At 63.3% G+C, this 24,289-nt stretch carries 26 protein-coding genes and 1 tRNA gene; 15 read left to right on the top strand and 12 right to left on the bottom strand.

Features of this window, described 5'->3' with window-relative positions; genetic code table 11:
- The first annotated feature begins 39 nt into the window (after positions 1–39).
- From grxC to ACWPM1_RS08475, 3 genes are read left to right on the top strand one after another with little or no spacing between them, the layout of a single operon-like run.
- Positions 40–306, top strand: a complete 267-nt coding sequence (grxC, locus tag ACWPM1_RS08485; protein WP_455694400.1) for a glutaredoxin 3 — start codon at positions 40–42, stop codon at positions 304–306.
- Positions 303–1,121, top strand: a complete 819-nt coding sequence (locus ACWPM1_RS08480) for a carbon-nitrogen hydrolase family protein (protein WP_455694399.1) — start codon at positions 303–305, stop codon at positions 1,119–1,121. Before grxC ends, ACWPM1_RS08480 begins: the two co-directional genes overlap by 4 nt.
- A gap of 6 nt (positions 1,122–1,127) precedes the next feature.
- Entirely contained in the window at positions 1,128–1,586 is a 459-nt protein-coding gene (locus ACWPM1_RS08475; RefSeq protein WP_455694398.1) for a DUF1178 family protein, read from the top strand.
- Positions 1,587–1,634: 48 nt separating this feature from the next.
- On the opposite strand, the gene ACWPM1_RS08470 is transcribed toward ACWPM1_RS08475, so the two are convergent.
- A tRNA-Arg gene (locus ACWPM1_RS08470) sits at positions 1,635–1,711 on the bottom strand.
- A gap of 85 nt (positions 1,712–1,796) precedes the next feature.
- Between ACWPM1_RS08470 and ACWPM1_RS08465 the strand changes: the two genes are divergently transcribed.
- The 4 genes from ACWPM1_RS08465 (at position 1,797) to ACWPM1_RS08450 (ending at position 5,974) form a co-directional block, all read left to right on the top strand.
- Positions 1,797–2,954, top strand: a complete 1,158-nt coding sequence (locus ACWPM1_RS08465) for an acyl-CoA dehydrogenase family protein (protein ID WP_455694397.1) — start codon at positions 1,797–1,799, stop codon at positions 2,952–2,954.
- A gap of 114 nt (positions 2,955–3,068) precedes the next feature.
- Positions 3,069–3,392, top strand: coding sequence for an FtsB family cell division protein (locus tag ACWPM1_RS08460; protein WP_455694396.1), 324 nt, complete (start codon positions 3,069–3,071; stop codon positions 3,390–3,392).
- A 114-nt stretch (positions 3,393–3,506) separates the two neighbouring features.
- A complete protein-coding gene (pdhA, locus tag ACWPM1_RS08455; protein WP_455694395.1) occupies positions 3,507–4,592 on the top strand; it encodes a pyruvate dehydrogenase (acetyl-transferring) E1 component subunit alpha in 1,086 nt (361 codons plus the stop codon).
- The gene (locus ACWPM1_RS08450; protein ID WP_455694394.1) at positions 4,592–5,974 is read left to right on the top strand and encodes a pyruvate dehydrogenase complex E1 component subunit beta; all 1,383 of its coding nucleotides are present in this window, start codon (positions 4,592–4,594) and stop codon (positions 5,972–5,974) included. The genes pdhA and ACWPM1_RS08450 overlap by 1 nt, the downstream gene beginning before the upstream one ends.
- A gap of 20 nt (positions 5,975–5,994) precedes the next feature.
- Here the strand turns inward: ACWPM1_RS08450 and ACWPM1_RS08445 are convergent, their stop codons facing one another.
- Genes ACWPM1_RS08445 through ACWPM1_RS08435 form a run of 3 tightly spaced genes read right to left on the bottom strand, consistent with a single transcriptional unit; the run spans position 5,995 to position 8,524 of the window.
- Positions 5,995–6,432 (bottom strand): TadE/TadG family type IV pilus assembly protein, encoded by a 438-nt coding sequence (locus ACWPM1_RS08445; RefSeq protein WP_455694393.1) that lies wholly within the window; start codon positions 6,430–6,432, stop codon positions 5,995–5,997.
- Positions 6,432–6,884: a TadE/TadG family type IV pilus assembly protein gene (locus ACWPM1_RS08440; RefSeq protein WP_455694392.1), complete on the bottom strand. Its 453-nt coding sequence runs from the start codon at positions 6,882–6,884 to the stop codon at positions 6,432–6,434. Before ACWPM1_RS08440 ends, ACWPM1_RS08445 begins: the two co-directional genes overlap by 1 nt.
- Entirely contained in the window at positions 6,881–8,524 is a 1,644-nt protein-coding gene (locus ACWPM1_RS08435; protein WP_455694391.1) for a TadE/TadG family type IV pilus assembly protein, read from the bottom strand. Before ACWPM1_RS08435 ends, ACWPM1_RS08440 begins: the two co-directional genes overlap by 4 nt.
- A gap of 251 nt (positions 8,525–8,775) precedes the next feature.
- On the opposite strand from ACWPM1_RS08435, the gene ACWPM1_RS08430 reads away from it, so the two are divergent.
- On the top strand, positions 8,776–9,321 hold the full coding sequence (locus ACWPM1_RS08430) for a hypothetical protein (protein ID WP_455694390.1): 546 nt from the start codon (positions 8,776–8,778) through the stop codon (positions 9,319–9,321).
- 24 nt (positions 9,322–9,345) lie between these two features.
- A complete protein-coding gene (locus tag ACWPM1_RS08425; protein WP_455694389.1) occupies positions 9,346–9,807 on the top strand; it encodes a hypothetical protein in 462 nt (153 codons plus the stop codon).
- Here the strand turns inward: ACWPM1_RS08425 and trmFO are convergent.
- Entirely contained in the window at positions 9,804–11,153 is a 1,350-nt protein-coding gene (trmFO, locus tag ACWPM1_RS08420) for a methylenetetrahydrofolate--tRNA-(uracil(54)-C(5))-methyltransferase (FADH(2)-oxidizing) TrmFO (protein WP_455694388.1), read from the bottom strand. The two genes, ACWPM1_RS08425 and trmFO, sit on opposite strands and share 4 nt — an antisense overlap.
- A 64-nt stretch (positions 11,154–11,217) precedes the next feature.
- Between trmFO and ACWPM1_RS08415 the strand changes: the two genes are divergently transcribed.
- Entirely contained in the window at positions 11,218–11,865 is a 648-nt protein-coding gene (locus ACWPM1_RS08415) for a lysoplasmalogenase family protein (protein WP_455694387.1), read from the top strand.
- Here the strand turns inward: ACWPM1_RS08415 and ACWPM1_RS08410 are convergent.
- Positions 11,862–12,695, bottom strand: a complete 834-nt coding sequence (locus ACWPM1_RS08410; RefSeq protein WP_455694386.1) for a TauD/TfdA dioxygenase family protein — start codon at positions 12,693–12,695, stop codon at positions 11,862–11,864. The genes ACWPM1_RS08415 and ACWPM1_RS08410 overlap by 4 nt on opposite strands.
- A 2-nt stretch (positions 12,696–12,697) precedes the next feature.
- Complete coding sequence (gene gyrA, locus ACWPM1_RS08405; RefSeq protein WP_455695144.1) at positions 12,698–15,412, bottom strand: DNA gyrase subunit A; 2,715 nt, start codon at positions 15,410–15,412, stop codon at positions 12,698–12,700.
- Positions 15,413–15,786: 374 nt separating this feature from the next.
- On the opposite strand from gyrA, the gene ACWPM1_RS08400 reads away from it, so the two are divergent.
- On the top strand, positions 15,787–17,055 hold the full coding sequence (locus ACWPM1_RS08400; protein ID WP_455694385.1) for a hypothetical protein: 1,269 nt from the start codon (positions 15,787–15,789) through the stop codon (positions 17,053–17,055).
- Between the two features lie 48 nt (positions 17,056–17,103).
- Here ACWPM1_RS08400 and ACWPM1_RS08395 read toward each other — a convergent pair whose 3' ends face one another.
- On the bottom strand, positions 17,104–17,829 hold the full coding sequence (locus ACWPM1_RS08395; RefSeq protein ID WP_455694384.1) for an NYN domain-containing protein: 726 nt from the start codon (positions 17,827–17,829) through the stop codon (positions 17,104–17,106).
- Between the two features lie 27 nt (positions 17,830–17,856).
- Positions 17,857–18,510, bottom strand: coding sequence for a carbonic anhydrase (locus ACWPM1_RS08390; RefSeq protein WP_455694383.1), 654 nt, complete (start codon positions 18,508–18,510; stop codon positions 17,857–17,859).
- A gap of 59 nt (positions 18,511–18,569) precedes the next feature.
- On the opposite strand from ACWPM1_RS08390, the gene lipA reads away from it, so the two are divergent.
- Both lipA and ACWPM1_RS08380 read left to right on the top strand, forming a co-directional pair.
- On the top strand, positions 18,570–19,520 hold the full coding sequence (lipA, locus tag ACWPM1_RS08385; protein ID WP_455694382.1) for a lipoyl synthase: 951 nt from the start codon (positions 18,570–18,572) through the stop codon (positions 19,518–19,520).
- Complete coding sequence (locus tag ACWPM1_RS08380) at positions 19,520–19,981, top strand: type II toxin-antitoxin system RatA family toxin (protein WP_455694381.1); 462 nt, start codon at positions 19,520–19,522, stop codon at positions 19,979–19,981. Before lipA ends, ACWPM1_RS08380 begins: the two co-directional genes overlap by 1 nt.
- On the opposite strand, the gene ACWPM1_RS08375 is transcribed toward ACWPM1_RS08380, so the two are convergent.
- The 3 genes from ACWPM1_RS08375 to ACWPM1_RS08365 are packed head-to-tail and all read right to left on the bottom strand — an operon-like array spanning position 19,942 to position 22,130.
- On the bottom strand, positions 19,942–20,439 hold the full coding sequence (locus ACWPM1_RS08375; protein ID WP_455694380.1) for a CinA family protein: 498 nt from the start codon (positions 20,437–20,439) through the stop codon (positions 19,942–19,944). The genes ACWPM1_RS08380 and ACWPM1_RS08375 overlap by 40 nt on opposite strands.
- 1 nt (position 20,440) lies before the next feature.
- Positions 20,441–20,986 carry a hypothetical protein gene (locus ACWPM1_RS08370; RefSeq protein WP_455694379.1) on the bottom strand — a complete coding sequence of 182 codons (546 nt, stop codon included), beginning with the start codon at positions 20,984–20,986 and terminating at the stop codon, positions 20,441–20,443.
- 10 nt (positions 20,987–20,996) lie between these two features.
- On the bottom strand, positions 20,997–22,130 hold the full coding sequence (locus ACWPM1_RS08365; protein WP_455694378.1) for a bifunctional 2-C-methyl-D-erythritol 4-phosphate cytidylyltransferase/2-C-methyl-D-erythritol 2,4-cyclodiphosphate synthase: 1,134 nt from the start codon (positions 22,128–22,130) through the stop codon (positions 20,997–20,999).
- Between the two features lie 75 nt (positions 22,131–22,205).
- On the opposite strand from ACWPM1_RS08365, the gene dusB reads away from it, so the two are divergent.
- Positions 22,206–23,222: a tRNA dihydrouridine synthase DusB gene (gene dusB / locus ACWPM1_RS08360; RefSeq protein ID WP_455694377.1), complete on the top strand. Its 1,017-nt coding sequence runs from the start codon at positions 22,206–22,208 to the stop codon at positions 23,220–23,222.
- The gene (locus ACWPM1_RS08355; protein ID WP_455694376.1) at positions 23,219–24,289 is read left to right on the top strand and encodes a two-component system sensor histidine kinase NtrB; all 1,071 of its coding nucleotides are present in this window, start codon (positions 23,219–23,221) and stop codon (positions 24,287–24,289) included. The genes dusB and ACWPM1_RS08355 overlap by 4 nt, the downstream gene beginning before the upstream one ends.

Here is a 24,289-nt window from a genome sequence, read left to right as displayed (position 1 = left end):
CTTCAAGAGGTCCTTGTGGACGAATTCGAAGGACGAGAAATGGCTGCCCCGGAAGTCGTGATCTATACCAAGTTCGGCTGCGGTTACTGCTTCCGCGCCAAGCGCCTGCTCGACGCCAAAGGGGTCGCTTACACCGAGCATGACATTACGATGGGCGGACCGCGGCGCGAGGAAATGATTGGCCGCGCCCCGATGGCGCGAACCGTGCCGCAGATCTTCATAGGCGAAACCCACGTCGGCGGCTCGGACGATCTATACGCGCTCGACGAAAGCGGTCGGCTCGACGCGCTTCTCGGCCAAGCATGACGCGCATCGCGGTGTTGCAGATGACGGCGGGAATAGATCCCGCGGTCAATGCCGACACTTTGGACCAGGCTGTGGCCAACGCCGCCGCAGGCGGCGCCGAGATACTGTTCACCCCGGAGATGAGCGGATTGCTTGATCGCGACCGGCTCCGCGCCACGCGCCACATCGTTCCCGAATGCGATAACCTGGTGCTGGCCACCACGCGCCGGGCAGCCGGACATCATGGTATCTGGGTCGCGCTCGGCTCCATCGCCGTATTAGGCGAGACAGGGCGTTGGGCGAACCGCTCCGTCCTCATCGACTCGAAGGGCGAAATCGTAGCGCGCTACGACAAGATCCACATGTTCGATGTTGACCTGGCCAGCGGTGAGAGCTGGCGCGAATCGCATGCCTTCGAGCCGGGCAGGGAAGTCGTCACGATCGACAATACGCCGCTCGGGCGGATGGCTCTGACCGTTTGCTACGATGTTCGCTTTCCCGCTCTTTTCGATGAGCTTGGCCGGCGAAGGTGCGACGCGATCGCGATCCCAGCTGCGTTCACGGTCCCTACCGGACGGGCACATTGGCACCTCCTTCAGCGTGCCCGCGCGGTGGAAGCGAGCGCGTGGGTGATCGCCGCGGCGCAGGTCGGTCAGCACGAAGACGGGCGGAAGACCTACGGCCACAGTCTGGTGGTCGACCCTTGGGGCGACGTGGTCCTCGACATGGGCGGAGATGCGGCCGGACTCGGCTTCGCCAAAATCGATCCGGCGCGCACGACTGACGTGCGCCGCCAGCTACCCAGCCTTGCCAACAAGCAAGATATACCCAACTAGACCAGAATGATCGTGTTCGACCTCGCGTGCGCCGGCGGCCACCGCTTTGAAGGCTGGTTCGCGTCTACGGACTCGTTCGCCGACCAACAAGCGCGCGGCTTGGTCGATTGCCCGCATTGTGGGTCCTGCGACGTTGAGAAGGCGCCCATGGCGCCCGCAGTTTGCGCCAAGGGGAATTCGCGGCCTGCAAGCTCCGAGCGAAAGCTGCCAGTCGCGGGCAAGCTGCCGCCCGAGGTCGCGAAAGCGATGCAGTCGCTCGCGGAGGCTCAGGCCCGCGCACTCAGGCACAGCAGTTGGGTCGGGGACAAGTTCGCAGAGGAGAGCCGTGCCATGCATTATGGTGAGCGGGATCACGCGACGATCCATGGGCAGGCCACGCGCGACGAAGCGATTGCGTTGATAGAGGAGGGTGTAGCCGTGGCGCCGCTGCCGTTCCCCGTCGCCCCGCCAGACGAACTCAACTAGCCCGGCATCGACCCGGCGCTCGGTTGTCGAACCAGCGCAGCAATAAAGTGGTGCGCCCGACAGGATTTGAACCTGTGGCCCCCAGATTAGGAATCTGGTGCTCTATCCTGCTGAGCTACGGGCGCCGCCGCCAGCGCCTTATCCGCAGCCCCGTCGCCTGACAATCGGCAGCGGTCTTGCGTGAGTTACCGCACCCGCTAGGCATGTGTCATGGTCGAGCGGGAAGATTTGGCAGAAATCCGGCGTGCGGTGCGGGCGTTGTGTGAGGAGTTTCCCGGGGAGTATTGGCGCGCAAAGGACCGCGATCGCGCATATCCGGGGGAGTTCGTGGACGCCCTAACGCGTGCCGGGTTCCTGGCCGCCCTTATCCCCGAAGAATTCGGCGGTAGCGGCCTTAAGCTCGATGCGGCGGCGGCGATCATGGAGGAAATCCAGGCCGCCGGCTGTAACGGCGCAAGCGCGCACGCGCAAATGTACATCATGAATACGCTGCTACGGTACGGTAGCGAGGAGCAGAAGGCGCGCTTTCTGCCCGGTATCGCCAGCGGTGAGTTGCGCCTTCAGGCCTTTGGAGTGTCCGAACCAACCAGCGGTACCGATACCCTGTCGCTCAAGACCCGGGCGGTTCGAGACGGAGACTCCTATGTGGTCAACGGGCAGAAGATTTGGACGAGCCGAGCCGAACATTCCGATCTCATGCTCCTGCTTGCCCGCACGAGGCCGCCCGAGGAAGCGGCCAAGCGGACGGAGGGCCTTTCCATCTTCCTCGTCGACATGCGGGAGGCCCTCGGCAATGGGCTGACGATCAAGCCCATACGCACGTTGATGAACCACTCGACCACAGAGGTCTTCTTCGACGATCTGCGCATTCCCGCTACCGCGTTGATCGGCGAAGAGGGCCTCGGCTTCCGCTACATCCTATCGGGAATGAATGCGGAGCGCATACTCATTGCGGCCGAGTGCGTTGGCGACGCAAAGTGGTTCATCGGCAAAGCGGTTGACTACGCCAAGGATCGCCAGGTCTTTGATCGCCCGATCGGGAAAAACCAGGGAATACAATTTCCTATCGCGCGCTGTTACGCCCAGATGCGCGCGGCCGAGTTGATGGTCCATCACGCGGCGCACGCGTTCGATGCCGGTGGCAACCCCGGAGCGGAAGCCAACATGGCCAAGCTGCTCGCGAGCGAGGCTAGCTGGGCGGCGGCGGACATGTGTGTGCAAACGTTCGGTGGATTCGGGTTTGCCGAGGAATACGACGTCGAGCGCAAATTCCGCGAGGCGCGTCTCTATACGGTGGCGCCGATCAGCACCAATTTGATTCTCAGTTACCTCGCGGAGCACGTCCTGGGTCTTCCGCGCAGCTATTAACGCAGGCACGTTTGCGGCATCTGTGCTGCAAGTGGTGGATAATCTTCACGTTGGATCGCAACCGGAGCGACAAACCGCTTGAATCGCCCTGTTAACTGTGATTCTGTCTCATTTATGACGCGCGAGGGGCACACCATCGTTTCGCCGAAAGAGCGGATGACACAGGGCACCGCCCTGTTAGTGCTGCTGGCACTCGGCGCCTTGGCTACCGTCGGCCCCAGTGGACTGCTGGCCTGGGGTGACAATCTTCGTCTGCTGGATCAGCGTCAGGCGCAGATCGCGAAGCTGACTCACGAGCGCAATGAACTCAAGATGCAGGTCGATGCGCTCAACCCCAATCATGCCGATCCCGACCTGGTGGGTGAGCTCATTCGGCGCGACCTCAATGTCGTGCATCCGGACGAAGTCGTCATCTTGCTCAAGCCGCAGGCTGACTAGCCAACACAAGATTCCCTAGCGGAATTTCGCTTCAGCCCCGCATTGCGTGGGGCAAGGGGTTGCGCCATAGGCTTCGGTGCCTCGCCACCTCCCCGGCAGACAGCAATCGAGGACATGAATTTGGCCAGACAAGCCAGCAAGGGCAAAGGGCCCGCCAAGTCGACAGCGCAGAGCGCGACCGACTTCGTGCTTCACTCGCTCCAGGAGGAGCACGCAAAGTCGCCTCGATACAACGCGACGGACGAGGAACTTATCAGCTTCTATGAGCAGATGCTGCTCATCCGGCGGTTCGAGGAACGCGCGGGCCAGCTCTACGGGCTGGGGCTCATCGGCGGTTTCTGTCATCTGTATATTGGACAGGAAGCCGTCGCGGTCGGGTTGCAATCGGCGCTGACCGAGGGTCTCGATAGCGTCATCACCGGCTATCGCGATCACGGTCACATGCTCGCCTATGGCATCGACCCGAAGGTCATAATGGCTGAGTTGACCGGGCGCGAGGCGGGGATCAGCAAGGGCAAGGGCGGCTCGATGCACATGTTCTCGACCGAACACCGGTTTTACGGAGGCCATGGCATCGTCGGCGCGCAGGTAGCTCTGGGCGGGGGCCTCGCTCTGGCTCATCAGTATCGCGGCGACGGTGGGCTGTGCCTTGCCTATTTCGGCGACGGCGCGGCGAACCAGGGTCAGGTATACGAGACGTTCAACATGGCGGCGCTGTGGAAGCTGCCGATCGTGTTCGCGATCGAAAACAATGGGTATGCAATGGGCACCAGCACGGTGCGATCGAGCGCGGAGACGGAGTTCTACCGCCGCGGGACCGCATTCCGCATCCCGGGCATGGACGTCAATGGCATGGACGTGCTCGCCGTTCGCCAGGCCGCTGAAGTCGCTTTCAAGCACGTGCGCGATGGCAACGGGCCGGTTCTGATGGAGCTCAACACCTATCGCTACCGCGGACACTCAATGTCGGATCCGGCCAAGTATCGCACGCGCGAAGAAGTACAGGACCAACGGGAGCATAACGACCCTATCGAGCGGGCGAGGAAGGAATTGCTCGAGCGTGGCCGCAGCGAGGACCAGTTGAAGGATATCGACAAGCGCATCCGTGCCGCAGTCTCGGAGAGCGCCGACTTTGCGGAAAGTTCACCTGAGCCGGCCGCTGCCGATCTCTACACCGATGTGCTGGTGGAGGCCTATTGATGGGACTCGAACTGAAGATGCCCGCCCTTTCACCGACGATGGAAGAGGGAACCCTCGCCAAATGGCTGGTCAAGGAAGGCGACGAAGTGCGCGCCGGCGATGTGCTGGCGGAAATCGAGACCGATAAGGCGACCATGGAATTCGAGGCGGTCGACGAAGGAACGATCGGCAAGATCCTGGTCCCGGAAGGCACCGAGAACGTGAAAGTCGGCGAGGTCATAGCCACGATGGCGGGCGAGGGCGGGGAGGCGTCGCCTTCGCCGTCGGAAGCTCCTGCGGTCTTACAGAAGGCTACCGAGTCCGAAGCTCCGGCGCCTGCGAAAGCCGAAGGGGGCGCCGCGCAACTTGCCAGCGATGTCGCGCCCGCGCGCGATCCGCAAGTGCCGGCAGGCATTGCGATGAAGACCGTGACGGTTCGGGAAGCATTGCGCGACGCGATGGCGGAGGAAATGCGGCGCGACGATCGCGTGTTCGTGATGGGCGAGGAGGTCGCGCAGTATCAGGGCGCGTATAAGATCACCCAAGGGCTGCTCGACGAATTCGGACCCAAGCGAGTGATCGATACGCCGATAACCGAATACGGCTTCGCCGGCATCGGCACGGGTGCGGCAATGGGCGGCCTGCGCCCGATCGTCGAGTTCATGACGTTCAATTTCGCGATGCAAGCAATCGACCACATCATCAACTCCGCCGCGAAGACCAACTACATGTCAGGCGGCCAGATGCGCTGCCCGGTCGTGTTCCGTGGCCCTAACGCGGCGGCGAGCCGGGTGGGCGCTCAGCACAGCCAGAACTATGGCCCGTGGTATGCCAGCGTCCCGGGGCTGATCGTGATCGCCCCCTATGATGCAGCGGACGCGAAAGGCCTTCTCAAGGCCGCCATCCGCAGCGAGGATCCGGTAGTCTTCCTCGAGAATGAGCTCGTTTACGGACGCAGCTTCGACATCCCCGACCTCGACGACCATGTTCTGCCGATCGGCAAGGCGCGTATCGTACGCGAGGGCAAAGACGTGACGATCGTCAGCTATTCGATCGGCGTGGGCCTCGCCCTGGAGGCGGCCGAGACGCTAGCGGGCGAGGGCATTGAAGCGGAAGTCGTCGACCTGCGCACCCTACGCCCCCTCGACAAGCGGACGGTGCTGGCAAGCCTTGCCAAGACCAACCGGCTGATCATTGCCGAAGAGGGCTGGCCAACCTGCTCGATCGCCTCCGAAGTTATGGCGATCTGCATGGAGGATGGTTTCGATCATCTGGACGCGCCGGTACTCCGCGTGTGCGATGAGGACGTTCCGTTGCCTTATGCGGCGAATCTAGAGAAGTTGGCGCTGATCGATGCGACGCGGATCGTCGAGGCCGCGAAGAAGGTTTGCTATCGCGTCTAACGATCCGGGCGATTGCTGGGTTAGATCGCCTCGACGAATACGGCGCGGGAGTAAGTTAGCTGAGGACCAGTAATACCGGCGAACTCCAAAAACGAAGGCATCTGGTGCGTGATGGTCAGGTTCAGCTTGCGTGTGCCGGCAATCGTCTGCGCAGGAGCGCCCCCGGGGTTCACCTCCACCAAGGTCTTGTCGGCTTCCAGCATATACGGCAGCGTCGTCGCGACACCGAGTCCGAAATCCTCGATCTGATCGTCGGTCAGCAGATTATCGGTCTGATATTCGACCGATACATTCCGCGCCGTCTCGGCGATCGCGCTACGCATCGCGTTATAAGACTGCATCCAGATTCCGATCTGGAACACGCCAAGCAACATCACCAGCAACACCGGGGCGACAATTCCGAACTCGACCGCGGTCGCAGCACGCTGGTCGGCAAGTAGGCGTCGGGTGATCGTCATCACGAGACCTGTACCGTGCGCTGGACATCGTATTCGATGGTCTGGCCGAAGCCGAACTCTGTCCAGGTCGGAGTGTAGGTATCGGTCACCGCGATGTGGATATAGGTAGAGAGCAAGTCTTCGTCGCAGGTGCCGGCGGCATCCGCCATGGCGGCGGTGCCGCAACGATATTTGAATGTAACATCGACGGCAGCCGAGGCCGGCAGGGAAGCCTGAAGCTCCTCTTCGATGTCGGAACCCTCGTCGGGGGTGTCGGGCTCTGACACTAAGACAATCTCGGTCGCGAGCTCGGCGGCCGCCTGCAGGCGGTTCTGCTTGGCGACGATCGATCCGACCTCAAAACCGCCCAAGCACATGATGACCAGGACAGGGGCGACGAATGCGGTTTCGATCAGCACCGAGCCGTGCTCTTCTTTGCCAAGGCGGCGCCAGGGTCTGGCAGACAATTTCACGAGACCAGCCTCACGCGATCTTTCGTCGAGGACACCAGCGTGTCTTCCTCGACATCCGCCGGGCAGAAGCTGGTCATTTCGACGTTGCCGCTCAACGTGATGGTCGACGCCACCAGCATGAGGCATTGCGCGGTCACGCCTGCAGAGCCGCGGATATCGAGATTGCTCACTGGAAGGTATACGGTCCCATTGAGGATGGTCGAGGAGTTGCCGTTCAGCTTGTTCCCTGAGTTACCTTCGGAATCCGGATCCTCGAAGATCAGCATACCGGCAAGCTTCTGCGCCTGTACGTTCGACATGCCGGCCGCTTCGAGTTGCGGAACGGTCATGGCCGTCAGGTTTACGTTGGCCCCACCGTTGATCACAATGCCCGCGCCGTTCTTCAGGACGAACATCACGCCTGCACCTGTCACGTCGTGCTGGGCATGAATTTCCAGCATGCCGCCGTCGATAACGTAGATGCCACCCGTGAAGACCGTGTCGCACTTCAGCGTCAGGTCGGCATAAGTCCCGGGTTGAAGGACGGCGGTCCCCGATACCGCCGCATCTTCCACGAGGCGCGCGTTAACGTAAGTAGTGGTTACCTTTGTGGTCGCCTGCTCATAAATGCGGTTGTTGCCAGAACCGGCGACAACGTCATAATTTCCAGCACTAGGTCCAGTCACGACAACGGTTGAAGCGGGAAGTGCGGTGAGCGTAACATTTGTTGCCGTCGTCGTCTGGTCGCTATTTTGCTTATAGCCTGTGCCGCTATATCCGACTTGCAAGGTATAGTTATTTCCGCTCTTCTTGTAATACTTGTAGCTGATCTCTGTTCGCGTTGTTACGGAGTCTGCCATATATGCGCTCGTCGCGTCCTTTGACTTCGGACACGAGTACTCGCGCGGGGTGTCGTTAGTAGGCGGGGTCAGACAGGCGCCAAGACCGTCCTCGTCGCACCCGAACGGGTCATAGAGGCCATCCATATTCTCGCGCACAACATCGTCGGTGTTCGCGTCGAACCAGTCGTCGATGCCGCCGCGGGCCAACAACCAGCCGGCCTCGATCGTGGGGCTACCATTCACCTTGATGGCCTCCGGATCATCCGACAGCGCGGCGATGCCGCAACCCGCGATGAATTCAGCGCTGCCCCCGATGGTGACGGCCCCTTCGGCATCTTCGTCGACGGCATAGAGGCAGCTGGTGAAGTTCTCGCCTTCCTCGAAGGCCGCTTGGGCGCTGACTTGTATGGTCGCTGCTTCGCCTGTCAGGAAACTGGAGAATGGCAGGCTGTGAGTGACACTTGCCGTCACGACAACGCTGTTGTCCTCGCCCGTACCCCAGTCTTCCAGGGCAACGATGGCGACCGGATCGGTTGCTTCGCTGAGGTTACGCGTCCTGTCGAGGTTTATACTGAATTCTTGCTGGGCCCGCGTCTCATACGTCGCTTCGGTTTCGTCGCTCGTTCGGGCGTAAGCGCCTGCCAGCGCCGCCTGATCGACCGCGAACTGAAGTTCTCCCTTCCACATATACCACTGGGTCACATCGACAGCGAAGCCAGCTCCGCCGATGAGCGCGGGCATGCCAGCCGCCACGATCAACATCGCGTTACCGCTCCGGCAGCTGCGCATGCGCTGCATTAGTCGCTTGAATGCCGTCATTTGGGCGGTCCTCGTCTGACGTTTCTGCCGGTCTTGCTTGGCGCATAGCGCGCTCTGGGTAAGCGGTTCGCCAAACGACGTGGTTAATAGGAAGTTGCCGCACGAATGGGCGCGATTGACAAGATTTCCCGGCGCGAGGATCGCGAATTGTGAATAAAACTTCCGATCTGGATCCTGCCGTGGGCTTGGCGCTGGCATGGCAACCGACGGGATCGCGTGATGCCTTGCGTTCCCTGTTAGAATTCGATGCCATGTTGGCCCGGACGATCCGCCGGGCCCGCGAGCCGCTGCTTGCGCAAATGCGGCTGGCTTGGTGGCGCGAGAGGCTGGCCGAGGACCCAAAGTCATGGCCGAATGGCGAGCCGGTGCTGGCGATGCTCGGTCGGCACTGGGGCGAGAGCAGCACGGGGCTCCTACAGTTGGTAGATGGCTGGGAGGAACTACTCGGTGACGCGCCATTGCTCGAAAGCGCGATACAGCGCTTTGCGGCGGGTCGCGGAAACGCCCTCGAGGCTTTTGCCAAGGGGGCGGCCCAGGGCACAGCCGGTGCAGCGCAAGTCGCGGGCCGCCGCTGGGCGCTAGCCGATCTTTCCTTTAGATCGCTCGACGTCGAGGAACGGCAAGCGGCAGTTGTCCTGGGCCGAGCGCTGCCTTCGCCTGTGACGCTTCCGCGGACGCTGCGAGGGATTGCTGTGCTCGATGGCTTGGCTCACCGAGCGCTTGTCCGCAATGAGCCAATACTGACCGGTCGGGCCGCGGCGCTCTTGGCCATGCGTCTCGGCATGCTAGGTCGATAACCTCCAGGGAATCCGAGGCTAGAGATGAACAAATTGGTTTTGGGCGCGGTGCTGGCGTTGATGCTGGCGGCCATCGGCATGTTCTGGTGGCAGGGCAGGGCCGAGGTCGAGCAGGGCGCGCCGCCGCCGCTTGCTCAGCCAGGTCGGCCGGAGCCCGATGTTCTGCCTAGCGCAGATGTGACCGACTTGCGCGGCCCGGCCCCGCCAGAGGCAACCGAACTGACGCGGGAGGAACAGCGCTTCTTCCGTTACGACCGCAACCGCGACCGTCGGATCACCCGCAACGAAATGCTGTCGACCCGCAGCGACGGATTCCGCAAGCTCGACAAGGACGGAAACAACCTGCTCGACTTCGAGGAATGGGCGGTGGCGACCGCGCAGCGCTTCGACGGCGCTGATTCCAATCGCGACCGCGAGCTCGACCTGGCTGAATTCATCAAGACCGCCCCCAGGCCGGCCAAGCGCAAGCCGGCCTGTCGCTGCTAGACGGGCACAGCTGCGGAAGCTCCGATCCACTCGGCGAGATCGGCCTTTGCCCGTTCGGTGTAGGCTTCCTTGCGCGCCTTCTTCCTTACCTTGGGCAATGGCGGGAAAAGCCCGAAGTTGATGTTCATCGGCTGATACGTCTCCGCCTCAGCGTCACCGGTGATGTGCGCCAGCAGGGCTCCGAGCGCGCTCGTGCGCGGCGGCGCTTGCCACCTTTCCCCGGACAGCTCTCTTGCTGCCATCATCCCTGCCATCAGCCCGACCGCCGCGCTCTCGACATACCCCTCGCACCCGGTGATTTGGCCGGCGAAGCGAATCTGCTCAGCTCCTTTGAGCCGCAACTCCCGGTCGAGCACCATGGGCGAGTTGAGAAAGGTGTTGCGGTGCAGGCCACCTAAGCGGGCGAACTCCGCGTTCTCAAGGCCCGGGATCGTGCGGAACAGCCTGACTTGTTCGGCGTGCTTCAGCTTGGTCTGAAAGCCGACCATGTTCCAAAGGGTGCCGAGCTTGTTATCCTGCCGAAGCTGGACGACCGCGTAGGGCCAGCGCCCCTTCGGATGCTCCGGGGTTGCCCAGTGGGGGTTATCGAGGCCGACCGGTTTCATCGGGCCGAAACGAAGCGTCTCGGGGCCGCGGGCCGCCATGACCTCGATCGGCATGCAGCCTTCGAAGTAAGGAGTGCTTGCCTCCCACTCGCGGAATTCGGTCTTCTCGCCGTCCAGCAGGCCTTGGACGAACGCTTCGTATTGGTCGCGGTCAAGCGGGCAGTTGATGTAGTCCTTGCCCCCCTTGTCCCATCGCGCCGCCATCCAGCACACGCTCATGTCGACCGTTTCGCGATGGATGATCGGCGCAATGGCATCGAAAAAGGCCAGGCTGTCCTGCCCGGTGGCTCGGGCAACGCTGTTGGCTAGCGACGCGGCGGTTAGCGGTCCGGTGGCGACTATGGTCAGGCCCGAAGCAGGCAGTTCGTCGACCCGCTCGCGAATGATTTCCAGGTTGGAAAGTGCCGACAATTCGCTCTCGACCGTTGCGGAAAAGACGTCCCGGTCGACCGCCATCGCGGAACCCGCCGGAACGCGTGCCTTTTCCCCCGCGCGCATGACCAGACTGTCCAACTGCCGCATCTCATGATGCAGCAATCCGACCGCGTTTTTCTCGTCGTCGTCCGATCGGAAGCTATTGGAGCAAACCAGCTCCGCGAGCCCGTTGCCTTGATGCGCGAGCGTCGTATCGCCGCCGCCGCGCATCTCACTCAGTCGCACTCGGACGCCTCGGCGAGCAAGCTGCCAGGCCGCTTCGCTGCCCGCGAGTCCGCCTCCGATTACGTGTACATCATGCGTCATCGCGGCCGCCTAGAACTTGCAAGGGTGCTTGTTCAAGGGCACTGCGCCCTTTGGGGAGGGGAACATGCCTAGGCGCGCTCTGATCGCTCATCGTCCGTGGCTGGTTGTCGGTATAGCGATGGCGCTAGCCTTCTGGACGCTGTCCGGCGGTGCGCTCGGCGAACTGTTTCTTATTATCTTAAAGGGCGGCTCGGTAGCGGCGCTTGCAGCGTATGCGTTCGCGCGCAGCAAGCTTCGAGACGCCCGCATGATCGCCGCGGTGATGACCGTTGGGGCAATGGGCGACGTGGCGATCGAGCTGAGCACCGTCGCTGGCGGCGTGTTCTTCCTCCTGTCGCATCTCGTCGCGATTGCGCTCTACCTCCGCAACCGCTGGTCCAAGCCCACCTCGACGCAGAAAGCGGCAGCGATCGCGCTGCTGCTGGGAGTGCCAGTCATCGCCTGGGTGCTGACAGAAGACCTGCTCATTGTAGCTTATTCGCTGGCATTGGCAGCAATGGCAGCGACCGCTTGGCTCAGCCGGTTCAGCCGGTACAATGTGGGGATAGGCGCGCTGTTGTTCGTCGCCAGCGACCTGCTCATCTTCGCACGTATAGGGTCGGTGCTGACTGAGGACGACACGGAGTGGTTCGTGTGGCCGCTATATTATGCTGGCCAGTTCCTGATCGTCACGGGCGTAATGCGGACGCTGCGGCGCGATCACGCGGCCTAGGCGGGAGCGGCGATCGTCGTGCGGTGCAGTTCGCGTCTATGGCCCTCGTAGCCCCCGGTCGCCCGGTGAAGCACCGCGCGGTTGTCCCATATTACGAGCATTCCGGGCTCCCAGCGGAGGCGGTGGACGAATTCGTCGCGCGTCTGCCATTCATAGAGCTCGCGGAGGAGCGATAGCGCCTCGGTTTCGGGCATGCCCTCGATCCCGATGATGTAGCCGAAGGTGCTGAAGAATCCGCGGCGACCGGTTTCGGGGTGGGTGGCAATAAGCGGATGGCATTGCGTGGCCATCGCTGCGTCGCTGGGGCGGATGTCCATCGAGCGCCCTTGATCCTTCTCGCCGTAGGTGCCCTGGGGTGCGTATGCGTATCGCGCGCTGTGGACCGCTGTCAGCCCGTCCAGATCCCGTTTGCGGGGCTCCGGCAGAGCCTCCCACGCAATATGCTGATCCGCGAACAGCGTGTCTCCGCCATTCGGCGGAATGTCGATCGCAAGCAGGCAAGTCGCGGCAGGCGGACGCGACAGGAACGACCAGTCGCTGTGCCAGTTCTCAGCGAAAAGCGGGGTGGTCTCCGCGGCTTCCCGGCGAATTGCTGCGATGTGCGCACGCCCGTGGATCGGGGCGAAGAACGGGTCCTCCCCGAAGCCGCCCATCGCGATCGTGAAGCGCTCGAGTGCGTCGTCGTCCATCGACTGATCGCGAAACGCGAGCACACGGTGTTCGAGCCAGGCCGCGCGGATTTGCGCCACCAGTCGTGGTTCCAGATGACCGGACAGGTCGATCCCCGAGACGGTGGCGCCGCACGCCTCCCCAGAGGGATCGACCCGCAAGACTATTCGTCCTGCTCTTCGCCGATGTCGGCGTCGCTTTGGGGTGTAGTGTAGGGCGCCGTACCGTCAGCTGTACGCGCCACCAGTTCCTCAGCGATCGCTTCTTCCGCGGCGTTCTCGGGCTCCTCGTCCTCATCGAGACGGACGGCGGAAACCACGTGCTCGTTCTCGGCGACGTTGAACAGCCGCACACCGGCGCTGGAGCGTCCGATCACCCGCAGTGATTGGAGCCCGATGCGGATCAGCTTTGCCTGGTCAGTCACAAGCATCAGCTGGTGAGACTGCGTCGCGGTGAAGCTCGCGACCACCGGCCCGTTGCGGCCGATGTTGTCGATATTGGTGATGCCCTGGCCGCCGCGGCCGGTACGGCGATATTCGTAAGCCGAGCTCATCTTGCCGTAGCCGTTGGCGCAAACGGTCAGGATGAACTGCTCCTTCTCCGCAAGCTCGGCAAACCGCGTCTGGTCGGCCATCTCACCGTCCTTCTCGGGCTTCCAAGGAGCGTAACGCAGGTACTCGTCGCGCTCCTCCTGATCCCGTACCCCGACGCGGTGTAGGATTGAGAGCGAAACCACTTCATCGTCCGGTTTCAGTGTCATTGCTCTGACGCCGGTGGAGGTGCGGCTTTGGAATTCGCGGATATCGTCGGCAGCGAAGCGGATAGCCTTACCCTGACGACTTGCGAGCAGGACGTCGTCACCTTCCGCCAGCAGCGCAACGCCGATCAACCTGTCGTCGCTGCCCTCGTCGAAGCGCATGGCGAACTTGCCCTGCCGGGGAATGTTGGCGAACGCATCCATCGAATTGCGTCGCGCACGCCCCTTGGCCGTGGCGAATACGACATTGAGCGCGCCCCACGTGTCTTCATCTTCTGGCAGGGGAAGGACAGCCGCGATGGTCTCGCCGTCGTCGAGAGCCGGCAGCAGATTGATGACCGGCCGGCCGCGCGTGTTTGCTCCGCCTTCGGGCAAGCGCCAAACCTTCAAGCGGTAGACCTTGCCGGCGGTGGAGAAGAACAGCACCGGATTGTGGGTGCTGGTGACGAACATGTTCGACACCGCATCTTCTTCCTTCGTTGCCATCCCCGCCCGGCCCTTGCCGCCCCGGTTCTGGGCGCGGAAGGTCGAGAGCGGCGTGCGCTTGATGTAGCCGTCGAGCGTGACGGTCACGACCATCTCGTCGCGCTCGATCAGGTCTTCGTCTTCCAGCCCGTCCCACGCCGGCGCGATCTCGCTGACGCGGGGCGTGGCATACAGGTCGCGGATCTCGGTCAGTTCGCCGCGCATGACGTCATACAGCTTGGCGCGATCGCCGAGGATCGAGAGATATTCGGCGATGTCGCGCGAAAGCTCTTCCAGTTCACCGCCGATTTCGTCGCGGCCGAGTGCTGTGAGGCGGTGCAGGCGCAATTCGAGGATCGCGCGCACCTGGCGCTCGCTCAAGCGATAGGATCCGCCCGATTGAGCGACGTCCGGCTCGATGGCTTCGACGAGCGCGATGTACTGCGCGATGTCGCCGATCGGCCATTCCTTCGCGAGCAATTTGCCGCGCGCCTCCGCCGGGTTCCGCGAGCCGCGGATCATTGCCACGACCTCGTCGAGATTGGAGACCGCGACCACCAGACCTAGCAAAATGTGCGCGCGCTCGCGTGCTTTGAGCAGTTCGTACTTGGTCCGCCGGGTGATCACTTCCTCGCGGAAAGAGATGAACGCCTGGAGGATGTCTTTAAGACCCAGCGTCTCCGGGCGGCCGCCGCGGATTGCCAGCATGTTGGCGGGGAAACTCGCCTGCGCCGGGGTGTGCCGCCAGATCTGGTTGAGCACGACTTCTGCCGTCGCATCGCGCTTGAGATCGATGACTACGCGCACGCCCTGACGGTTAGACTCGTCGCGGATGTCGGAAATGCCCTCAATCCGCTTTTCCTTCGCGGCATCGGCAATCTTCTCGACCAGCCCCGCCTTACCCACCTGGTACGGGATGGACGTGAACACGATCGACTCGCGATCCCCTCGACCGCGTTCAATCTCGTGCCGCGCCCGCATGAGGATCGAGCCGCGACCGGTCATGTACGCGGCGCGAGCGCCGGCTTGCCCGAGGATCAGCGGTGCGGTGGGGAAGTCCGGTCCCGGAATGATCTCCATCAGCGCTTCGGGCGACAGGAACGGATCGTCGATCAGCGCCAGGCATCCGTCGATGACCTCGCCCAGGTTATGCGGCGGGATGTTGGTCGCCATGCCGACCGCGATACCGCCAGCGCCGTTGACCAGCAGGTTGGGGAAGCGCGCCGGAAGGACCGTAGGCTCCTTGCGGGAACCGTCGTAATTGTCCGCGAAATCGACCGTGTCCTTGTCGAGATCGTCGAGTAGCGAGTTCGCTACCCGCGCCAGTCGGGCCTCGGTGTAACGCATGCTCGCCGGAGGATCGGGGTCCATCGAGCCAAAATTGCCCTGACCATCGATTAGCGGCACCCTGAGCGACCACGGCTGCACCATGCGCGCGAGCGCGTCGTAGATCGCGCTGTCACCGTGCGGGTGGTAGTTGCCCATCACGTCGCCCACGATCTTGGCGCTCTTGCGATAGGGCCGGCCCGCCACGAAGCCGCCTTCGTTGCTGGCGAACAGGATGCGCCGGTGTACCGGCTTCAGTCCATCGCGCACGTCGGGCAACGCGCGAGCGACGATCACGCTCATCGCATAATCGAGGTAGCTCGTTTTCATCTCGTCGACGATGTCGACGCGGGCATATTCTTCCGGCGAAGCGGGCGGGGTCAGGGTATCGATGTCGTCGCTCAAGTTACTGCCGTTCACGTTGGGCGCGCGAAGGCGCGGCGGGCTGCAAATGGCCTAGGGGAAGGGCGGGCGCACCGCCAGTTCATAGAAGGGCTGGGCGCGGCCAAGCTGGCCCTTTTCCACATAAGAATGCCGCCTTGCTTCAGCAAGCGCCGACGGGCTCACGAGGCACGCGTTCAAAGCGGGTTCACGGTGCCGGCGCTACTCCGATTTGCATTGTCCAGCATGAAGCGCCAGTAGGCGGGCGTTGTTTGGCAGCGGCCCTCCGCAATCGGCCGGTTCCACTCACGGGAGAACATTCGATGCCCAAGTTCCACGCTGCCGCCTCGCGGGTCGGATTCGCCATTGCGCTCGCCGCGGGCGCCGCTGCTGTGACCGCCGTCCCGGCCCCCGCCTACGCCCAAAAGAAGAAGGAGCAGCCCGCTCCTAAGCCTGATTACTCTAAGGCATTCGTCGGCGTCTACGATCCGCTTGCAAAGCTGCTCAATAGCAATGGCGACCTCGTTGCCGCCAAAACCCAGCTGCCTGCGCTGATCGCCGCGTCGCAGAGCGGGGACGAGAAGTTCGCGACGGGCAGGGTAGTCTTCAACATTGGCGCTAAGACCAAGGACGTCGCTTTGCAGCGCCAAGGCCTCGATCTCATGCTCGACAGCGGCAAGACGCCGCCGGCCGACATGGGACCCAACGCCTATGCCGCCGCCCAATTGGCCTATAACGCCAAGGACTGGAATGTCGCTCGCACTCGCGCCGAGCAGGCGATCGCCGCCGGGTACGCCGGCGATGCCGAGCTGCTTATCGCGGAATCGTTCTTCGCCGAGGGGCAGATGAACCAAGGGACCGAAGCGATCGACAAGGCGATCGCCCGCAAAGTCGCGGCTGGCCAGCCCGTTCCCGAAGACTGGCTCAAGCGCGCCATCTCGCAATCGTATAAAGCTAAGCTCGATGCCCAGTCGCTGAAATATGCGGGCATGTACGCGCAGTACCATCCGTCGCAGACGAGCTGGGGCGATGCCATTGCGATCCAGCGCAATCTGCTGGGCTTCGAAGGCCAGGAACTGCTCGACCTGATGCGTCTCGGGGCCCGCGCCAACGCGCTCCGCAACGAACGTGACTACGTCGACTACATCACGGCATCTGACGCTCGCCGTCTACCGGGTGAGACCCAGCGGATCATCGACGCGGGTATCGCTGCCGGCAAGCTTCAGGCCAGCGACGTGTTCGTCAAGGAAGCGCGCGGAATTGCCACGGGTCGGATCGCTGCGGACACGGCGGACCTGCCGGGTCTCGAGCGTGACGCGCGCGCGGGTGTTTCCACCGCAGCGACCGCGATGGCGGCGGGCGATGCGTTCCTCAGCTACAACCAGGCAGCCAAGGCCGAGGAGTTCTACAAACTGGCTTTGTCGCGCCCCGGAGTGGATGCGCCGCGGGTGATGACCCGCCTCGGTATTGCACAATTGGATCAGGGCAAATCAGCCGAGGCCCAGGCGACATTCGCAAAGGTCGAAGGCGCGCGCCAGGCGATTGCGCAGCTCTGGTCGATCTATGCCGCCCAGGCGGCCAAGACTCCTTAGTAGCTTGCTGGCAGAAGCGTTGCAGGGGCGCGAGCTCGCGCCCTTCGCTCAGCGCAGGCGCTTGACCCAGAGCTGCCCGTCTTCGCGACGTTCGATCTTGAAGTTACCGAGCGATTTGAATAGCTCGGTAAGGCTCTTGAACCCGTAATTGCGCACATCGAAGCTTGAACGGTTGCCGGCGATTTGCCCTACCTGCTGAAGGCGAGCGTATCCGGCATCGTCGCGCTTAGCTTCTTTGTAAGCGGCCCCGATGAGGTCCTGCAGTTCGTCATCGTCAGCGACAGACTTGGCCGAATCCGGGGTGGATTGACCTTCGCTTGCCGAGGTCTTGATCAGCTGGTCGACGTCGATAAAACGAGTGCAGACCGACTTGAACGCCTGCGGCGTCTTGGTGCTACCGAAGCCGTAGACGACGATGCCGTCCTGACGAAGCCGCGTGACGAGCGGGGTGAAATCGCCGTCGCTGCTCATGATCCCGAACCCGTCAACCTTGCCTTGGTAGAGCAGGTCGATGGCGTCGATCGTCATCGCCATGTCAGTGGCGTTCTTGCCCTTGGAAATGTCGAACTGCTGCTGCGGACGAATGCCGAATTTGTTGGTGATGGTGTCCCACTTGGCGAGACCCTGTTTGGCGAAATTTCCGTAGGCGCGGCGGATATTGACCTGGCCCAGTTCCGCCATAACCGTCAGAACAGGATCGATCGCGGCCGGCTGGATATTGTCCGCGTCGATCAGAAGCGCGATGTTTTTCAGATTGTCGTTGTTGTTTTCCATGGCGCGTAGATGGGCCGGCCGGCAGAGTTAGGCAACCGGCGTAAACTCGCCGCTGTCTTCATCGAGCAGATGAAGCACTCCGTCGGAAATGGCGAAGAATGCGCCGCGCAGGCGCAGCTTACCACGCTGCTCGAGTTCCGCGACGCATGGAAATGTGCGCAGGTTTGCGAGACTGACTTTTACGCCTGCCTGTTCCATGGCACGCTCCGCCTCGTGACCCTCGCTACCGTGTATCGCGACCACTTCTTCCCGGGCGTCGTCCAGCAACTCAATCCAGTCGGCAATGAACCCTCCGCGCCCCGGCTCCTCGCCTTGCATCGACTGGGTCAGGGCTGCCTTGCAGCCGCCGCACCTGCCGTGACCCATGACGACGATTTCGCGAACCTTGAGGAACTGCACGGCGAATTCGAGCGCGGCAGACACCCCGTGATGGCCGGGCGTGGTTTCGAACGGGGGAACCATCGCGGCCACATTGCGGACCACAAAGATCTCGCCCGGGTCGACGTCAAAGATTTGGGCCGGGTCCACCCGGCTATCGGAGCAGGCGATCACCATTATGCGCGGTTCCTGGCCTTCGCGCAGAGCCGCCCAGCGCTCGCGGCGCGGGTTCCAGGCCTGGTCGCGGAAGCGGCGATAGCCTTCGATCAGGCCAGCGAGCTCGAGGGATGGCGTCACGGTCATGGCGGCGCCGATGCCGGACGGCATTGCCTCTGGCAAGCCCCGGCACTAAGTGCGGCCGCATGAACGATCTCGCGTCCGCCCCGCGCCCCGAACGCCAGCGCAAGCCGGATTGGATTCGCGTCAAGGCGCCGATCAGCAAGGGCTATCACGAGACGCGGCAACTCATGCGCGATCTTTCGCTGAACACCGTGTGCGAAGAGGCTGCCTGCCCCAATATCGGCGAATGCTGGACGAAGAAGCACGCCACGGTGATGATCCTTGGTGACGTGTGCACTCGTGCCTGCGCTTTCTGCAACGTGAAGACGGGCATGCCGCGCACAGTCGACCCGCTCGAGCCGGCGCACGTGGCCGCCGCCGCGGCGAAACTGGGTCTCGAGCATATTGTGGTCACGAGCGTCGACCGCGACGATCTGGCGGACGGCGGGGCCGGACAGTTCGTCAAGGTTGTCGAGGCGCTCCGGCGGGAGACACCCAATACGACGATCGAGATCCTCACACCCGATTTCCGCAACAAGATGCGGCCTGCGGTCGAGGCGATCTGCGAAGCGGGCCCAGACGTTTACAACCACAATCTCGAAACCGTCCCGCGGCTATACCCCACGATACGGCCCGGTGCGCGCTATTACGCCTCCCTTCGATTGCTCGAAGAGGTCAAGGCGCATGACCCCCTGATCTTCACCAAGAGCGGGATAATGATGGGTTTGGGCGAAGCGAGGCTCGAGGTCCACCAAGTGATGGACGACATGCGCAGTGCCGACGTCGACTTCATCACGATGGGCCAGTATCTCCAACCCACCCCGCGCCACGCCAAAGTCGAAGAGTTCGTCACGCCCAAGGCATTTGCCGCTTATGGCTCGATCGCCCGAGCGAAGGGCTTCCTGCAGGTGGCTGCGAGCCCGCTGACGCGTTCGAGCTATCATGCCGGCGACGACTTCGCAGCCATGAAAGCCGCACGCGAGGAACGTCTCTTGCGGGCCGGCGCAGGAGGCAAAGTCGGGCTGGCCAGCTGATGCCGGGTATCCACGAAGTCCAGGCCCTGCCTTACTCAGTCGAACAGATGTTCGACCTCGTGGCCGATGTAGGGCGATACCAGGAATTCCTACCCTGGGTGATTGCCACCCGCGTCAGATCGGACAGCGAGACGGAACTGGTTGCCGACATGCTGGTCGGATTCAAGCACTTGAGGGAGAAGTTCACATCCCGCGTCGAGAAGGATCGGCCGCAACGGCTCGAGGTCTTTTACCTCGATGGGCCGATGAAGGATCTCGACAACCGCTGGCTTTTCCGGCCCCGGACGGACGGGGGCTGCGAAGTGGATTTCTGCGTCGATTTCACGTTCCGCAACTCGGTGTTCGAGGCGCTCGCGGGTCAGTACTTCGACCGTGCGTTCCGCCGCATGGTTGCAGCGTTCGAAGCGCGGGCGCACCAGCTCTACGGCAATAGCAGTTCCAGCGCCGCCAGCGTGGCCTGACGGCGCACTTCGGAGCGGCTACCGCCGTCGAAGTGCCGCATTTCCCCTTCAGGCTCACCTTCGTCGTCGCGGCGGGCGCGGGCGAACACGACCGTACCGACGGGCTTTAGCGCCGTGCCCCCGTCGGGACCTGCCACTCCGCTGATGGCTACCGCGACATCGGCCTCGCTATGCCGCAGCGCGCCCTGCGCCATGGCCCACACGCACGCGATAGAGACCGCGCCAAAGGTTTCGATGATGTCGTTCGAGACGTCGAGTTCCTGGTGCTTGGCCTCGTTTGAATATGTCACGAAGCCGCGATCGAGTACGGCCGAGGAACCCGGAATCTCTGTCAGCGCGGCCGCGACAAGGCCGCCGGTGCAGCTTTCCGCCAGCGAAATGCGTCGCCCGCACTTGACGTTCTCCTCTACCACCCTGCGGGCGAGGTCGACAATCTCGGCGGGGAGCAGGTTGCTCACGTCAGGCCTGGCAAATCTGAGGACCCTTGGGCTTGGTCATCGCCATCACGAACGCGATCAGCGCGCCGCTGTCGCGCGGGTTCATGACCGAAGCCAATTGCATGCCGCGTTCCACGTTGCCGCAATGCTCCGGCTTTACCGTTTCGCCGATCTTCTGCGCGATCATCGCGTCGACCAGCGGCCGAACCGAGTTGTCGGGCAGGGTAGCGAAGAAAGCGATTGGGTCGTTCGCCTTCGACGTTCCCGGCTTCGGCGCGCCGATAAACTTGAGGAGCGCCGACTTGGCAACGGGCCAGGCCTCGCTTTGCAAGGCGGCGTACTTGGCCACAAAGGCGTTGCCCTTGGTGGCGAGGAAACCGTTCGCTGAGAGCTTCGAGGCGCATTTGCCACGCACCCCTTCGACCACGGCAGGGACGGCATAGACCGCCATCTGCGCCACTTCCCGTTCGGTCAGGCAGGCCTTGGCGGCTTGCACCTGAGCCTGCGCTTGAGCGGGGATCAACGCAGCGAGGACGGCGAGAGCCGCGGATATGGGGAGACGTTGCACAGCAGAACCCTTACGAATTGCGGATGACGGTAGCCACGGCCTGTGCGGCGATACCCTCGCCGCGCCCGGTGAAGCCAAGACGTTCCGTGGTAGTGGCCTTCACATTTACCGCGCCTGCATCGACTCCCGCAAGCTCCGCCAGCCGGTGCTTCATCGCCTCACGATGCCTCCCGATCTTCGGCGCCTCGCATATCAATGTCACGTCCATATTGCCGAGCCGGTAACCCGCCTCGGCCACGAGCAAGATGGCATGTTCGAGGAAGCGCGACGAGGGTGCGCCTTTCCATTGGGCATCGCTCGGCGGAAAGTGCTGTCCGATATCGCCGCGGCCGATGGCGCCGAGCAGCGCGTCGACTATCGCGTGAATGCCGACGTCAGCATCCGAATGACCGGCAAGGCCCCGATGATGGTCGATCTTCACGCCGCAGAGCCAGAGTTCCTCGCCCGCAACGAGGCGGTGCACGTCGTAGCCTGTTCCGGTGCGGATCAGAGGCGCCTCGGCCATAAAGTCCGCCGCGAACGTGAGCTTGCTCATTGCCTCGTCGCCGTCGACGAGCGCGACCGTGCCCCCGTGCTCCCGCAGCACCTGGGCATCGTCTCCGGCGGTGAACTCGCCCTGCCACGCCTGGTGGGCTGCGATGATGGCCGCGGTGCGAAACGCCTGCGGAGTCTGGACCCGCCGCAGGGTGCTGCGGTCGGCCGAGCCCGTCATAATCCCCGCCCCGTCCACCACCAGGCTATCGACGATCGGCAGCACCGGTATGGCCCCGGGGTGCTGTTCGAGCGCGGCGAGAAGCCGCTCGATGACTGCCAAAGGTAGTGTCGGGCGCGCGGCGTCGTGAATAAGCACCCGCTCGCTGCTCGCGACGGCCGCCAGACCGCGTGAAACCGACTCCTGCCTTGTCGCGCCGCCAACTACCTGTCGTGCCGGAAGGCCCGCCAGGGCGCGGCTGGCGGTATCCCGCGCCCCCTTGGGGATTGTCACCACGACCGGGTCGGCGCCGGCGGCCAGTAGCGCTTCGACTGAGTGCCGCACGAGCGGTTTGCCGCGCCACAACGCAAACTGCTTGGGCACGGGCTGACCGGCCCGCAAACCCTGACCGGCTGCGACCACCACGGCGGCGAAAGGGGGGAGGGCGGCCATCTGCCAACGGCGCTACCGCCTTGCGCCCGCCTCATCAATCCACTATGCGCCTGCCCAATTTTTAGGCATCCGACATTGAACGCGCACCCTTCACCTCCGCCCCTGCGGCCGATCAGGATTGGTCCTGTGGCGATCGACACGCCCGTGGTACTGGCGCCGATGACGGGCGTCAGCGACCTGCCATTCCGCAGGCTGGTGCGCCAGCACGGCTCGGGGCTCAACGTCACGGAGATGATCGCCAGCCAGGCGGCAATCCGCGAGACGCGTCAGTCGATCCAGAAAGCGGCCTGGGCGCCGATCGAGGACCCGGTTTCCATGCAGTTGGTTGGCTGTGATCCGGTGTCGATGGGCGAGGCGGCCAAGCTGGCCGCCGACCGCGGCGCGGCAATCGTCGACATCAACTTCGGTTGCCCGGTTCGCAAGGTGGTCGGCCAGTACGCCGGCAGTGCGCTCATGCGCGAAGTCCCGCTGGCCATCGAGCTGATGAAAGCTTGCGTCAAAGCGGTTGAAATACCGGTGACGGTCAAGATGCGCATGGGCTGGGACCACGACAGCCTCAACGCGCCCGAACTCGCTCGCATCGCCGAGGATCTGGGCGTGCAAATGATCACGGTTCATGGCCGCACTCGCAACCAGATGTACAAGGGCGAGGCCGATTGGGTCTTCATCCGCAAGGTAAAGGAAGCGGTGGGCGTGCCGGTGATCGTCAACGGCGACATCTGCTCCATCGAGGATGCCGCAAAAGCGCTCGAGCAATCCGGCGCCGACGGGCTGATGATCGGCCGCGGCGCTTATGGACGACCGTGGCTGCTCGGCCAGGTCATGCACTGGTGGAAAACCGGCGAAGCGCGCGCCGATCCCGATATCGACGCCCAGCATGCCACGCTCCGCGAGCACTATCGCGCAATGCTCGATCACTACGGCGAGGACACCGGCGTCAAAATGGGCCGCAAGCACATCGGCTGGTACACGAAGGGGCTCCACGGCTCGGCCGAGTTCCGCAACAAGGCAAACTTCATCGACGACGCCGCACAGGTGCTGGGCGAGATCGATCGGTTCTACGAGCCGCTGTTGCGCCGGCAGGCGGCGTGATCGAGGCGGCAAGCGGAGCGCCCGGACCCCGCGCTCAGGTCGCCGGACTCGTCTTTGCCGTCCTCCTGCTCGATCCGCAGATGACCATAGTCGAGGCCAATCCGGCCGCGGAAGAAATGCTCGGCCGCAGCGCGCACAGGATGGTTGGTGCCAGGCTGTTCGATGTCGTCTCGATCGACGATCCCAGGGTGTCGGCGCATTCCCGCGAGGACAGCACGCCGCTCGTAGCCCGCGGGGTCAAAGTGCGCGCCGGGGAAATGGAGCGACGGGTCAACCTCACGATGTCGCCATTGCCGACGCACCCGGGTTGGCGCGTGGTCACCCTTTCGGATGCGGGCGCCGACGAAATGGCCGCAGAGGGCAATCCAGGCAGCGGGCTCGGCGCACCTGCGGTGCTGGCGCATGAGATCAAGAACCCGCTCGCAGCCATCCGCGGGGCAGCGCAACTCATCGCACGCCGGATGGACGCCAAGGACAGGCCTCTGGCGGACCTGATCGCCACCGAGGTTGCCCGCATAGCCTCCCTGATAGACCGCATGCAGCGGATTGGCGCGCGAGGAGCTGAACCCAACGTCCCGCTTAACCTGCATGAAGCGGTGCGCCAGGCGATCGCGACCGTTCGCGGCGGGGGCTTACGGGGGACTGAGTTGGTCGAAGAATTCGACCCGTCGTTGCCCGCGGTGCTCGGCAACGAGGGTGGTCTGGAGCAGATAGTGATCAACCTTTTGGCCAATGCGCGCGACGCCTGCGCCGGGCGGGAACGGGCGCGAATCAGGGTCAGGACGCGCTATGTCAGCGGGCTGATCTTCAATGCTATCCGGCCGGGTCGCTCGATACGGCTGCCGATCGAACTTACGATCACCGATAATGGCCCGGGCATAGACCCGGCTCTCCGCGGAAATGTGTTCGAGCCGTTCGTGAGCAGCAAGAAGAGCGGGCAGGGCTTGGGTCTCGCACTGGTCCGAAGGCTCGTCGAGGACATGGACGGGCGCATTGCGTACGACCGCGACGATAAGGTGGGTCTGACGCATTTCCGCATTCACTTGCCGATCGCGAAACAAGGGTAA

The sequence above is a fragment of the Tsuneonella sp. HG249 genome (assembly GCF_053819205.1).
Note: the sequence above shows the minus strand (reverse complement) of the source record. Positions and strands in the feature narration are given on the sequence as shown.

What these genes read in the sequence shown, in the direction of transcription:
- grxC (WP_455694400.1), top strand. Translation starts at nt 40, where the DNA reads ATGGCTGCCCCGGAAGTCGTGATCTATACCAAGTTCGGCTGCGGTTAC.
- ACWPM1_RS08480 (WP_455694399.1), top strand. Translation starts at nt 303, where the DNA reads ATGACGCGCATCGCGGTGTTGCAGATGACGGCGGGAATAGATCCCGCG.
- ACWPM1_RS08475 (WP_455694398.1), top strand. Translation starts at nt 1,128, where the DNA reads ATGATCGTGTTCGACCTCGCGTGCGCCGGCGGCCACCGCTTTGAAGGC.
- ACWPM1_RS08465 (WP_455694397.1), top strand. Translation starts at nt 1,797, where the DNA reads ATGGTCGAGCGGGAAGATTTGGCAGAAATCCGGCGTGCGGTGCGGGCG.
- ACWPM1_RS08460 (WP_455694396.1), top strand. Translation starts at nt 3,069, where the DNA reads ATGACGCGCGAGGGGCACACCATCGTTTCGCCGAAAGAGCGGATGACA.
- pdhA (WP_455694395.1), top strand. Translation starts at nt 3,507, where the DNA reads ATGAATTTGGCCAGACAAGCCAGCAAGGGCAAAGGGCCCGCCAAGTCG.
- ACWPM1_RS08450 (WP_455694394.1), top strand. Translation starts at nt 4,592, where the DNA reads ATGGGACTCGAACTGAAGATGCCCGCCCTTTCACCGACGATGGAAGAG.
- ACWPM1_RS08445 (WP_455694393.1), bottom strand. Translation starts at nt 6,432, where the DNA reads ATGACGATCACCCGACGCCTACTTGCCGACCAGCGTGCTGCGACCGCG.
- ACWPM1_RS08435 (WP_455694391.1), bottom strand. Translation starts at nt 8,524, where the DNA reads ATGACGGCATTCAAGCGACTAATGCAGCGCATGCGCAGCTGCCGGAGC.
- ACWPM1_RS08430 (WP_455694390.1), top strand. Translation starts at nt 8,776, where the DNA reads ATGTTGGCCCGGACGATCCGCCGGGCCCGCGAGCCGCTGCTTGCGCAA.
- ACWPM1_RS08425 (WP_455694389.1), top strand. Translation starts at nt 9,346, where the DNA reads ATGAACAAATTGGTTTTGGGCGCGGTGCTGGCGTTGATGCTGGCGGCC.
- trmFO (WP_455694388.1), bottom strand. Translation starts at nt 11,153, where the DNA reads ATGACGCATGATGTACACGTAATCGGAGGCGGACTCGCGGGCAGCGAA.
- ACWPM1_RS08415 (WP_455694387.1), top strand. Translation starts at nt 11,218, where the DNA reads ATGCCTAGGCGCGCTCTGATCGCTCATCGTCCGTGGCTGGTTGTCGGT.
- gyrA (WP_455695144.1), bottom strand. Translation starts at nt 15,412, where the DNA reads ATGAAAACGAGCTACCTCGATTATGCGATGAGCGTGATCGTCGCTCGC.
- ACWPM1_RS08400 (WP_455694385.1), top strand. Translation starts at nt 15,787, where the DNA reads ATGCCCAAGTTCCACGCTGCCGCCTCGCGGGTCGGATTCGCCATTGCG.
- ACWPM1_RS08395 (WP_455694384.1), bottom strand. Translation starts at nt 17,829, where the DNA reads ATGGAAAACAACAACGACAATCTGAAAAACATCGCGCTTCTGATCGAC.
- ACWPM1_RS08390 (WP_455694383.1), bottom strand. Translation starts at nt 18,510, where the DNA reads ATGACCGTGACGCCATCCCTCGAGCTCGCTGGCCTGATCGAAGGCTAT.
- lipA (WP_455694382.1), top strand. Translation starts at nt 18,570, where the DNA reads ATGAACGATCTCGCGTCCGCCCCGCGCCCCGAACGCCAGCGCAAGCCG.
- ACWPM1_RS08380 (WP_455694381.1), top strand. Translation starts at nt 19,520, where the DNA reads ATGCCGGGTATCCACGAAGTCCAGGCCCTGCCTTACTCAGTCGAACAG.
- ACWPM1_RS08365 (WP_455694378.1), bottom strand. Translation starts at nt 22,130, where the DNA reads ATGGCCGCCCTCCCCCCTTTCGCCGCCGTGGTGGTCGCAGCCGGTCAG.